Consider the following 10,596-nt stretch of genomic DNA (forward strand, 5'->3'; position numbering starts at 1 on the left):
CCACCGGCGCGGCCGGAACGGAAGCGGGGCGGCAACATCGGCGCGCGGACCGCGCCCGGCAGGAGGTGGCCGGGCGGCGGTGCCGGGAAGGACCCTCCCCCTGCCGCGCACCGCTGAGCGGAGCCGCCCCCTTCGCCCGCGCCCATGCCCCCCCGCGCGCCGTGCGACCCCGAAGCGCAACGCGACGCGACGGCGAAGCACCCCCCGGGTGGGCGCGGCCATCGGCACCGGGCCGGAAGCCACCGGCTTCAGTTCCCCTCCGCCAGCGCCGCAATCACCGCGTTGAGCACCGGGAAGCCAGCCTCCGTCACCGCCAGCCGCGCGCCCGCACGCCGCACCATTCCCATCTCCGCCAACGCCGCGATGCGGGGCTCGGCGAGGGGGCGGCCGACGAGGCGGGCGTGGCGATCAAGGTCCACCCCCTCCTTCAGGCGCAGGCCCATCAGCAGCATCTCGTCCGCCTGCTCGGGGCGGGTCAGCGGCTCGTCGGTGACGATGCCGTGGCCGTTCCGCTCCACCGCCGCCAGCCAGGCGTCGGGCATGCGCTCCACATAGGTGGCGCGGCGCACGCCATCGACCGCGATCCGCCCGTGGGCACCGGGGCCGATGCCGGCATAGGTGCCGTAGCGCCAATAGACGAGATTGTGCCGCGCCTCCTCGCCAGCGCGGGCATGGTTGGAAATCTCATAGGCGGGAAGGCCAGCCGCCGCCGTCACCTCCTGCGTCACGTCCCACAGCGCACGGGACAGGTCGTCGTCGGGCAGCAGCAGCTTGCCGGCGCCATAGAGGCGCTCGAACGGCGTCCCCGGCTCGATGGTGAGCTGGTAGAGCGACAGATGGGAACAGCCCTCGGCCAGCGCCCGCCGCAGCTCCCGCGCCCACGCGTCCGGGGTCTGGCGGGGGCGGGCGTAGATGAGATCGAACGACACCCGCTCGAAGGCGGCGCGGGCGATGGCCACGGCGGCCAACGCCTCGTCCACCGTATGCATGCGGCCGAGGCCCTTCAGGTCGCCGTCCTCCAGCGCCTGCACGCCCAGCGATACCCGGTTGACCCCCGCCGCCCGATAGCCATGGAAGCGCGTGGCCTCCACCGAGGTGGGGTTAGCCTCCAGCGTCACCTCGGCGCCGGCGGCGAGCGGCCATGCCGCATCGATGGCCTCGAGAATGCCCGCCACCGTCTGCGGCGTCATCAGCGAGGGGGTGCCGCCGCCGAAGAAGACCGTATCCGCCCGCCGCGGCCCGGTGAGGGCCCGCATGTGGGCAATCTCGCGCCGGTAGGCCGCCAGGAAGCGCGCCTGGTCGGGCTCCGCCTTCCGCACATGCGAATTGAAATCGCAATAGGGGCACTTGGCGAGGCAGAACGGCCAATGCACATAGACGCCGAAGCCGCCCTCCGCGTCCGCCCCCGCTGCATCCGCGGCGCGCGCGGCGGGCGGCGCCGGCGTATTCGCGTCCGCGCTCACGCCCTCAGCACCGCCTGCGACAGCTTCAGGAACGCCCGCGCCCGGTGCGACAGGCCGAAGCCCTTGGGCGGCATGGCATGCTTCTCGTCCGCCGTCATCTCGGCGAACGTGCGGGCGTGGTCCTCGGGCACGAACATGGGATCGTAGCCGAAGCCCTTGGCGCCGCGCCGTGGCCACACCAGCGTGCCTTCGACCACACCTTGGAACTCCTCCAGGTGTCCGTCCGGCCAGGCGATGCACAAGGCGGAAACAAAGCGGGCGCGGCGCTGCTCGGGCCGGGTCGCGCCCACCTTCTGCAGTTCCGCCTCCACCTTCTCCATGGCCGCCTCGAAGTCGCGGTCCGGCCCCGCCCAGCGGGCGGTGTGGATGCCCGGCGCGCCGCCGAGCGCGTCGATCACCAGCCCCGAATCGTCGGCGAAGGCGGGGAGCCCGGTCGCCTGGGCGGCCGCCTCCGCCTTCAGCCGGGCGTTGCCCTCGAAGGTCTCGGCGGTCTCCTCCGGCTCGGCCAGGCCCAATTCGCCGGCGGACACCGCATCCACCCCGTGCGGCGCCAGCAGCATGCGCATCTCGATGAGCTTGCCGGGATTGTGGGTGGCGACCACCAGCCGCCCGGTGAGAAGGCGATGGGTCATCCGGCGATGGCCTGCTTCTGCAGCGCCACCAGCTGGTCGACGCCGCCCTTGGCCAGCCCCAGCAGCGCCAGCAGCTCATCCTGGGAGAAGGGGGTTTTCTCGGCGGTGCCCTGGATCTCGACGATGCCGCCGGTACCGGTCATGACGAAATTGGCGTCGGTCTCGGCCACCGAATCCTCGGCATAGTCGAGGTCGAGCACCGGCGTGCCCTCATAAATGCCGCACGACACCGCCGCCACGTGCTGCCGAAGCGGCATCTCCTTGATCATGGAGCGCGCGCGCATCCAGGCGAGGCAATCGTAGAGGGCGATCCAGGCGCCGGTGATGGAGGCGGTGCGGGTGCCGCCGTCGGCCTGGATGACGTCGCAATCAATGGTGATCTGCTTCTCGCCCATGGCCACGAGGTCGGTGACCGAGCGCAGCGAGCGGCCGATCAGCCGCTGGATCTCCTGGGTGCGTCCGGAGGGGCGCCCGGTGGTGGATTCGCGCCGGGTGCGATCGTGGGTGGCGCGCGGCAGCATGGAATATTCGGCGGTGACCCAGCCCCGGCCCTGCCCCTTCAGCCACGGCGGCAGGCGCTCTTCCAGGGTGGCGGACACCAGCACATGGGTGTCGCCGAACTTGACGAGGCAGGAGCCCTCCGCGTGGCGCATCACGCCCCGTTCAAAGGAAACGGCGCGCATTTCGTTGCTCGCGCGTTTGCTGGGGCGCATGGTGTCTTCCTTCAGGTACGAATGCTTTCGGGCGCTCCTTTTAGGGGGCGCGGGGGCGAAACCGCAAGGGCGCGGGCGCAACAGCACTGGCACACCGCCGCACCCGCCGCGCCAACGGGCTTGAAGCCGACGGCGGAAGGCGACACATAATAAGCCACCGCCGCAGCGGCAGGCGCGCGCGGCAGGTGCGCGCGGCAGGTGCGCGCGGCAGGTGCGCGCGACTGGCCCGAAGGAAGGCCACAAGGAAGGCGAGTGTTCCCCGTGGCGATCGACCCCCTCCTGTCCATCGGTTCCGGCGCGCTGGCGCAGATCGACGCGCGGGCGCGCGAAATCTTCCGCCAGATCGTGGAAAGCTATCTGGCGACCGGCGAGCCGGTGGGCTCGCGCAACCTGTCCCGCCTCATTCCCATGACGCTGTCGCCGGCCTCGGTGCGCAACGTGATGGCCGACCTGGAGGCGGCCGGCCTCATCTATGCCCCCCACACCAGCGCCGGACGCCTGCCCACGGAACGCGGCCTGCGCTTCTTCGTCGATGCGCTGATGGAGGTGGGCGCCGTCAACGAGCGCGACCGCACCAATATCGAGACGCAGGTGATGGCCGCCGCCAAGAACACCACCGTGGAAGGGGTGCTGAAGGAGGCCTCCGGGCTGCTCTCGGGCCTCGCCCGGGGCGCCGGGGTGGTGACCGCCACCAAGACCGACCCGCGCCTGAAGCACGTGGAGTTCGTCACCCTCGATCCCGGCCGGGCGCTGGTGATCCTGGTCTCCGAGGACGGGCAGGTGGAGAACCGCGCGGTGGCGCTGCCGCCGGGCCTGCCGGCCTCCGCCCTGGCCGAGGCCACCAACTTCCTCAATGCCCACATTCTCGGACGCACCCTGAGCGAGGCGCGGGCGGAGATGGAAAACCTCCTGGCCGAGCTGCGGCGCGACCTCGACGCCCTCACCGCGCGGGTGGTGGAGGAGGGGCTCGCCTCCTGGTCCGGCGACGAGCCGGCCGAGCGCAAACTGATCGTGCGCGGGCAGGCCAAGCTGCTGGAGGACCTCCACGCCCTGGAGGACCTGGAGCGCATCCGCCTGCTGTTCGACGATTTCGAGGCCAAGAGCGAGGTGGTGGACCTGCTGGGCCGCGCCGAGGAGGCGCAGGCGCTGCGCATCTTCATCGGCTCCGAGAACCGCCTGTTCTCCCTGTCCGGCTCCTCGACCATCGTCGCCCCCTATCGCGACGGCCAGGGCCGGGTGGTGGGCGTGCTGGGCGTGATCGGCCCGACCCGGCTCAACTACGGGCGCATCGTGCCCATGGTGGACTACACCGCACGCCTGGTGAGCCGGGTGCTGGGCGCGCCGGGCGGCGACAGCGCCTGAGGGGACCACATCTGATCGCGCAGGCTTGATTTTTGCGCGGCGGGCTCCGATATGCCGTGTGACTCACGGCAGGCCCCATCGGGGGCGTAAATCCAGCCAAAAAGGAAAGACCGGATGAGCGAGCAGACGCGCGCGCCCGAGACCGGCGACGGGATCGAGGACACGGCCTTCAACCCGGCGGGGACGCCGGATGCCGCCGAAGCCAATGGACAGCCCTCGCTCCAGGCGGAAAAAGAGCGCCTGGAAGCGGAGATCGCCGGGCTGAAGGACAAGTACCTGCGCGCCTTCGCCGAGGCGGAGAACGTGCGCCGCCGCGCCGACAAGGAGATCGCCGACGCCAAGGTCTATGGCATCGCCTCCTTCGCCCGCGACATCCTGACCGTGGCCGACGATCTCTCCCGCGCCCTGGTGGCGGTGGACGACGAGACCAAGGACAAGGCGGAAGGTCCGGTGAAGGCGCTGCTGGAAGGCATCGAGATCACCGAGCGCGGCCTCGGCCAGGCGCTGGAAAAGCACAAGATCCGCCGCATCGAGCCGCGCGGCGAGAAGTTCGACCCCAACCTGCATCAGGCCATGTTCGAGGTGCCGGACCCCTCGGTGCCGGCCGGCACGGTGGTGCAGGTGGTGCAGGCCGGCTACGTCATCGGCGAGCGGGTGCTGCGCCCGGCCCTGGTGGGCGTGGCCCGCGGCGGCCCGAAGGCCGAGGCCCCGGTCGAGGCCAAGCCCCAGGACGAGGCCTGACGACACCCCGACGGGCAGGATCGGCGCCCGGCGCGAACCCTGGCAGGGCTCGCGCCGGAGGGCGACGGGCGCCGCCGGAGGCCCTCGCCCGCGCAGTGGCCCTCCGGGCCTTCGCGGGGCGATATGATGGAACCCGACAAGGCCCCGCTCATGCGGCCGTGCACGGGATGGAACGGGTGTGAGCTCCGGGACGGTTCAAGCCCGGTCCCGGGCCGCCGCGAGGGTGCCGAAACCCGCGAACCGCGCCGGCTCAGACGTGCGCGCCGGATGGTCCAGCACTTTGGCAAGGGCGGCGGCGACGATGGAGCCCGTAAATGGCTTCGACACCCGCGGCCGGTCGGCGAACTCGCGCGGCATGCGCTCGCGACCGGTGAAGGCGGAGCAGAAAACGAAGGGCACGGCCCGCGCCGCCAGCACCGCGGCGGCGGGAAACACGGTTTCTCCACCCAGGGCGACATCGAGCAGCGCCGCGTCCAGCTCTTCCCGGCGGGCCGCCGCCATGGCCGCCGACAGGCTGGCCACCGGCCCCACCACCTCGCATCCCAGCGCCCGCAGATCGCCGCCCAGCCCCAGGGCCACCAGGAACTCGTCTTCGACGACAAGCACCCGCAATCCTGAAAGATCCATCGCCCCATGCCTTTTGCCGGCCCTCCGGCGGCGCGGGCGCATCCGGGGGCATCTCATCGACCTTGGACGGTATCCGCCGACGAAGATCATTCGTCAGCGGGCTGTGGACCGGCTTCGGCCGTTTTCCCGATGAACGGGCGGCGATGGCGAAAGTTCCCTCCACCTTTAGGCGAAGGATGCCGCCCGGCACGACATGGCGCGCCGGCGCGGCGGAGGCGGATGCGGCGGGAGGGCGACCTCCTCAGTCCTTGGCGCGCTCCACATAGGAGGCGTCGGCGGTCATGATGACCACGCGGGTGCCGGCGGCAATGTGCGGCGGCACCATGGTGCGCACGCCATTGGAGAGCCTGGCCGGCTTGTAGGACGAGGAGGCGGTCTGCCCCTTCACGGTCGGCTCGGTGTCCACGATCTCCAGCGTCACCCGCGCCGGCAGCTCGATGGCGATGGGGTTGCCGTTATGGGTGGAGAGCATGCATTCCATGCCTTCCTGCAGATAGACCGCCAGGTCGCCCATCACGTCCTTGGGGACCGTGACCTGCTCGAAATTCTCGGGATTCATGAAGGTGTAGCCCTCCGAATCCTCATACAGGAAGGTATGGGGGCGATCTTCCACGAAGGCGCGCTCCACCTGCTCGGTGGTGCGATAACGCTCCGAGATCTTCACGCCATCGGAAATCCGGCGCATGTCGAGCTGCGTGACCGGCGTGCCCTTGCCGGGATGGATGTTCTCGGCGGTGAGCACCACATAGAGCTTGTCGTCGATATCGACCACATTGCCTTTGCGCAGGGAGCTGGCGATGACCTTGACCACGTCGCGTCTTCCTTGAACTTCACGCGGCGGCGTGCCGCTTATCTTCGTCGGGCCGCACCATACCCATCTTCGCGCCGAGCGCCACCCTCGCGGCGGGGTTTCGGGCGCGCAAACCCATTTGCGAAGGACGTTTCTCCGTGAAATTGGTATCTGGTTCCGGCCAAAGTCCCTGGTGGGACCGCGAGGTCCATGCCGATCGGCGCCCCTTCCTCATGGCGCGGAGCCGGATCACGGCCGCCACCCGGGCCTTTTTCCTCGACCGCGACTTCGTCGAGGTGGAAACGCCGGTGCTCCAGGTGTCGCCGGGCAATGAAGCGCACCTGCACGCCTTCGCCACCGAGCTGATCGCGCCCGATGGACGCCGCGCCACGCTGCACCTGCGCACCTCGCCGGAATTCACCGCCAAGAAGCTGCTGGCCGCGGGCGAGCCGCGCCTGTTCGAGCTGGCCCGCGTGTTCCGCAATGGCGAGCGCGGCCCGGCGCACCATCCCGAATTCACCATGCTGGAGTGGTACCGGGCAGGCGTTTCCTATGCCCAGCTCATGACCGACTGCACCGAGCTGCTGCGGCTGGCCGCCCACGTCGGTGGCGTCGATGGCTTCACCTATCGCGGCAGCGTGTGCGATCCGTTCGCAGAGCCGGAACGGCTGACCCTCACGGAGGCCTTCGCGCGGCATGCCGGCATCGATCTGCCCGCGACCCTGCCCGCGCCCGGCGCCCCCGCCGATCCGGCGGCGCTGGCGGCGGCGGCGCGGGCGGCGGGCATCCGCGTGGCCGCCGACGACGGCTGGGCGGACATCTTCTCGAAAGTGCTGGTGGAGCGCGTCGAGCCCCATCTCGGCCGGGGCCGACCCACCTTCCTGTGCGACTACCCCTTGAGCGAGGCGGCACTGGCGCGGCCGAAGCCGGACGATCCCCGCTTCGCCGAGCGGTTCGAGCTGTATGCGTGCGGCCTGGAGCTGGCTAACGCCTTCGGCGAGCTGACCGATCCCGAGGAGCAGCGCCGGCGCTTCGACCATGAGATGGCGCTCAAGGAGCGCCTCTATGGCGAACGCTATCCGCTGGACGAGGACTTTCTCGCGGCGCTGGGACAGATGCCGGACGCGGCGGGCTGCGCCATGGGCTTCGACCGGCTGGTGATGCTGGCGGCGGGCGCCCGGCGAATCGAGGACGTACTGTGGGCGCCGGTGGCGATGCCCTGAGCACGACCACCGGGAAGGTTGCCGGCGCGGCCGCGCGCCGGTCAGGAAATCTCGAACAGGGTCGAGAAGCCGGAGATGTCGAACACCTCGCGGATCTGCGGCTGGAGGGAGGTGAGAGCCAGCCGCCGCTTGGCGTTGCGCATGGCCTTGCCGGCCACCAGCAGGGCCCTGAGGCCGGAGGAGGAGACATAGTCCACCCCGGCGAGATTGACGACGATGGGACCGCCGGTCACGGAGACCACTTCCATCAGGCTGGTCTCGAACGGCTTGGCATTGGGGGTGTCGAGCCGCCCGGCCACCTTCAGGTGCACCTCGCCATCAACCTGTTCACGCTCAATGTGCATGGATGTCTTTCCGCTCCGCGGACACCGTTTGGTCCCCCGGCTTATCGTCATTCGCCGCAGGGCGCAACGCCACGGCGATCCGGCGGATCAGCCAGGTGGCGCGCTCGAACAGGCTGGTGGCGAGCAGGAGGCGCCGTGCATCCTCGCCGCTCCCCAGCGAGGCGCCCACCAGGCCCCGGCGGATGCGGTTGAGCAACTCGCTGCGATCGGCGGTGAGGGCGGCGATCACCTCATAGTCGTCGGGATTGTCGGCGTCGGCCAGGGACAGCACGATCGTCCGCAGCGATTCGGACAGGTTGAAGGCGAGCTGCGGCACCGCGTCGTAGCTTTCCACCACCTCCGCGAGATCATGCAGCGTGTCCTGCAGCAGGCGGATCAGCTCCATCAGCCCCTGCTGGCCGAGGGCGATGTCGAGGCTCTCGCGTTCCATGGCGCGGCCGATGAGATCGGACAGGAACTGGTCGGTGGCGGCGGCGATGGCGGCGGCGCCGCGCCACAGGGCAAGCCGCTCGCCGGCGCCTCCGGCCTCGGCCATGTCCAGATCCGGCAGCAGCGTCGGCAGCAGCTGGATCAGCCGGCGGATCTCCCGGTCCGACAGATCGAGGGCGGTGGCGGGCGCCTCCAGCGCGCGGTCGTGGATGTAGCGGGGCCGGGAGGCCCCATCCTCCAGGGTGGGCGGACTGAAGTGGATGGCCACCGCCTCGGTCCAGCCGCGCGCCATGGCCACCGGCACCGCGCCGGCCACCTGCAGGGCCAGGAACAGCAGCGAGATGGCGACCGAGGCCTGCCCTCCACCGAGGCCGGCGAGCCCGCCCTCCGGATCGGCCCCCGCCAGCGCCACGCCCCCCCAGAGCGCCAGCATCAGCAGGCAGCCCAGGCCCTTGACCAGGATATGGACATAGCACAGCTGCCGGCCGGTGCCCTCCAGCCCGCCGGCGGCGATGAGCGTGGCGAGCCCGGAGCCGAGGTTCGCCCCCACCACCACGAAGAAGGCGGTGTCGAGCCCCATCATCCCCGACTGGAGCAGCGCCAGCACCAGGATGGTAGGCGTGGACGAGGACTGGCTGAGCGCCGCCGCCGCGAGCCCGGCAGCGAAGCCGACCAGCGGCGCCAGCCCGACATCGAGCCCCCCGGCCAGGGCCGACAGCGCCGCCGGGTCCAGAGCACGCGGCCCCTGCTTGATGAAATCGAGGCCCAGCAGGGCGAGCGCGAGGCCGAGGGCGACCCCCATCCATTCCCGGCCCGGCGGGCGGCGGTCGAGCCGGAACTGAAAGCCGAAGCCCACCAGCGCCAGGAAATACAGCACCACCAGCCGAAAATCGAAGGCGGCGACGAACACCAGCGCCGCGGTGCCCACGTTGCCGCCCGCCACCACGGCGATGGCATCCCGCGTGGTCAGCACCCCGCCCCGTACCAGATTGCCGCAGATGATGGCCACGGCATTGCTCGACTGGGTGGCCGCCCCGGCGAGGCTCCCCGACAGCAGACCCGCCACGGGCGAACGGGTGGCGCCGCGCAGCAGCCGGCGCACGCCCCGGCCGGTCGCCTGCTGGAGGTGGGAGGACAACAGCTTGAGACCGACGAACAGCAGCCCGAGGCCGGCGAGGATTTCCGCCAAGATCGTCATGGAATCATCCTGGAACTCACCATCGGCGGACGCGGGGCCCAGCATCGCCCGCGTGCGCGCGCCCCGGCGACGGCCCGCCGCGGAACGCGTGCGGGCCCGGGCGCAACGCGCGCAGGGTCTTTGAAACGGCGCTGAACTAAAGGGCGGTGCTTAGCACCCACTCATGTCAGGCATGCGACAGCGCCCAGGGACCGGGACATCGAGGCACACCGCCGCGCGCCTACGGCGCGGCCGGCGCCGCCACCAGGGTCAGCTGGTTCTCGTTGCCCTCGCGCCGATAGGCGAGGCTTTCCAGGAAATGGCGCATCAGCTGCACCCCATGGCCGCCGATCCGGGCCTCCTCGATGCTGTCCACCGCCTCGGGCTCGGCGATGGTGGTGGGATCGAAGGGGATGCCGTTGTCGATCAGACGCAGCGCCACCCGTCCCGCCGCCAGCCGGTGCGCCTCCAGGCGGATGGCGGGATCGTCGGTGGCGCTCGAGAAGCCGTAGGAGATGACGTTGGTGAGCGCCTCCTCCAGGCTCAGCTCAAGGCCGAATCGCATGGCGCCGGGCCAGCCTTCCCGCTCGGCCAGATCGGCCAGCCAGGACGTCGCCCGGGAGATGGAGGCGATGTCCGCGCCGACCCGCAGCGCAGAAATCAGGGTATCGGCTGCGGGGGGCGTGGTCATGGCCGCCGGTCAGGTCGCCGTGCCGCCGGTCGCGATCGTGCCCACCTCGGCCAGCGCCGCCTCGCGCGAGGGCACCAGGGCGATGAGCTGGTCGACGCCGGTCGAGCGCAGCACGCGCTCCACCTGCGGGTCGCAGCCGCACAGCAGCATGCTGCCGTTTCGCCGGCTGAGCGCCTTGGCATTGGCCAACAGCAGGCGGATGCCGATCGAGGCGACGAACGGTGTGTCCGACAGGTCCACCACCACCACGCGCGCCTTGCTCGCCTGCGCGCCGAACTCGCCTTCCACCTGCGCAGCTCCGGCGATGTCGAGCCTGCCGCTCAGGCAGACGAGCAGGACGTCCGGCGCCAACGATGAGGTCTCGATCTTCATGTCCGCGGTTCTCTCGAACTTGGGGCCACCCA

12 protein-coding genes are annotated in these 10,596 nt (G+C 70.8%); 3 read left to right on the forward strand and 9 right to left on the reverse strand.

The window, feature by feature from the left end:
- Positions 1-248: 248 nt before the first annotated feature.
- The 3 genes from hemW to rph are packed head-to-tail and all read right to left on the reverse strand — an operon-like array spanning position 249 to position 2,808.
- Positions 249-1,463: a radical SAM family heme chaperone HemW gene (gene hemW, locus V5F53_RS12815; RefSeq protein WP_393997959.1), complete on the reverse strand. Its 1,215-nt coding sequence runs from the start codon at positions 1,461-1,463 to the stop codon at positions 249-251.
- A complete protein-coding gene (gene rdgB / locus V5F53_RS12820) occupies positions 1,460-2,095 on the reverse strand; it encodes an RdgB/HAM1 family non-canonical purine NTP pyrophosphatase (protein ID WP_393997958.1) in 636 nt (211 codons plus the stop codon). The genes hemW and rdgB overlap by 4 nt, the downstream gene beginning before the upstream one ends.
- Positions 2,092-2,808 carry a ribonuclease PH gene (rph, locus tag V5F53_RS12825; protein ID WP_393997957.1) on the reverse strand — a complete coding sequence of 239 codons (717 nt, stop codon included), beginning with the start codon at positions 2,806-2,808 and terminating at the stop codon, positions 2,092-2,094. The genes rdgB and rph overlap by 4 nt, the downstream gene beginning before the upstream one ends.
- 261 nt (positions 2,809-3,069) lie before the next feature.
- Between rph and hrcA the strand changes: the two genes are divergently transcribed.
- Together hrcA and grpE are read left to right on the forward strand one after the other, a co-directional pair.
- Entirely contained in the window at positions 3,070-4,170 is a 1,101-nt protein-coding gene (hrcA, locus tag V5F53_RS12830; RefSeq protein WP_393997956.1) for a heat-inducible transcriptional repressor HrcA, read from the forward strand.
- Positions 4,171-4,284: 114 nt separating this feature from the next.
- Positions 4,285-4,911: a nucleotide exchange factor GrpE gene (grpE, locus tag V5F53_RS12835; protein WP_393997955.1), complete on the forward strand. Its 627-nt coding sequence runs from the start codon at positions 4,285-4,287 to the stop codon at positions 4,909-4,911.
- A gap of 195 nt (positions 4,912-5,106) precedes the next feature.
- Here the strand turns inward: grpE and V5F53_RS12840 are convergent, their stop codons facing one another.
- On the reverse strand, positions 5,107-5,517 hold the full coding sequence (locus tag V5F53_RS12840; protein ID WP_393997954.1) for a response regulator: 411 nt from the start codon (positions 5,515-5,517) through the stop codon (positions 5,107-5,109).
- Between the two features lie 262 nt (positions 5,518-5,779).
- Positions 5,780-6,349 (reverse strand): elongation factor P, encoded by a 570-nt coding sequence (gene efp, locus V5F53_RS12845; RefSeq protein ID WP_393997953.1) that lies wholly within the window; start codon positions 6,347-6,349, stop codon positions 5,780-5,782.
- A gap of 212 nt (positions 6,350-6,561) precedes the next feature.
- On the opposite strand from efp, the gene epmA reads away from it, so the two are divergent.
- A complete protein-coding gene (gene epmA, locus V5F53_RS12850; protein WP_509213011.1) occupies positions 6,562-7,551 on the forward strand; it encodes an EF-P lysine aminoacylase EpmA in 990 nt (329 codons plus the stop codon).
- Positions 7,552-7,592: 41 nt separating this feature from the next.
- Here epmA and V5F53_RS12855 read toward each other — a convergent pair whose 3' ends face one another.
- The 4 genes from V5F53_RS12855 to V5F53_RS12870 form a co-directional block, all read right to left on the reverse strand.
- Positions 7,593-7,895, reverse strand: coding sequence for an STAS domain-containing protein (locus V5F53_RS12855; protein ID WP_393997951.1), 303 nt, complete (start codon positions 7,893-7,895; stop codon positions 7,593-7,595).
- Positions 7,885-9,522: a Na/Pi symporter gene (locus tag V5F53_RS12860; protein ID WP_393997950.1), complete on the reverse strand. Its 1,638-nt coding sequence runs from the start codon at positions 9,520-9,522 to the stop codon at positions 7,885-7,887. The genes V5F53_RS12855 and V5F53_RS12860 overlap by 11 nt, the downstream gene beginning before the upstream one ends.
- Positions 9,523-9,742: 220 nt before the next feature.
- Positions 9,743-10,192: an ATP-binding protein gene (locus V5F53_RS12865; protein ID WP_393997949.1), complete on the reverse strand. Its 450-nt coding sequence runs from the start codon at positions 10,190-10,192 to the stop codon at positions 9,743-9,745.
- A 9-nt stretch (positions 10,193-10,201) separates the two neighbouring features.
- Positions 10,202-10,564 carry an STAS domain-containing protein gene (locus V5F53_RS12870; RefSeq protein ID WP_393997948.1) on the reverse strand — a complete coding sequence of 121 codons (363 nt, stop codon included), beginning with the start codon at positions 10,562-10,564 and terminating at the stop codon, positions 10,202-10,204.
- Positions 10,565-10,596 lie beyond the last annotated feature (32 nt).

Source organism: Xanthobacter cornucopiae, from assembly GCF_043195065.2.
Classification (GTDB): domain Bacteria; phylum Pseudomonadota; class Alphaproteobacteria; order Rhizobiales; family Xanthobacteraceae; genus Xanthobacter.

Excerpts from the sequence above, each read along its gene's own strand:
- rdgB (WP_393997958.1), bottom strand. The coding sequence starts at position 2,095 with ATGACCCATCGCCTTCTCACCGGGCGGCTGGTGGTCGCCACCCACAAT.
- rph (WP_393997957.1), bottom strand. The coding sequence starts at position 2,808 with ATGCGCCCCAGCAAACGCGCGAGCAACGAAATGCGCGCCGTTTCCTTT.
- grpE (WP_393997955.1), top strand. The coding sequence starts at position 4,285 with ATGAGCGAGCAGACGCGCGCGCCCGAGACCGGCGACGGGATCGAGGAC.
- epmA (WP_509213011.1), top strand. The coding sequence starts at position 6,562 with ATGGCGCGGAGCCGGATCACGGCCGCCACCCGGGCCTTTTTCCTCGAC.
- V5F53_RS12855 (WP_393997951.1), bottom strand. The coding sequence starts at position 7,895 with ATGCACATTGAGCGTGAACAGGTTGATGGCGAGGTGCACCTGAAGGTG.
- V5F53_RS12860 (WP_393997950.1), bottom strand. The coding sequence starts at position 9,522 with ATGACGATCTTGGCGGAAATCCTCGCCGGCCTCGGGCTGCTGTTCGTC.
- V5F53_RS12865 (WP_393997949.1), bottom strand. The coding sequence starts at position 10,192 with ATGACCACGCCCCCCGCAGCCGATACCCTGATTTCTGCGCTGCGGGTC.
- V5F53_RS12870 (WP_393997948.1), bottom strand. The coding sequence starts at position 10,564 with ATGAAGATCGAGACCTCATCGTTGGCGCCGGACGTCCTGCTCGTCTGC.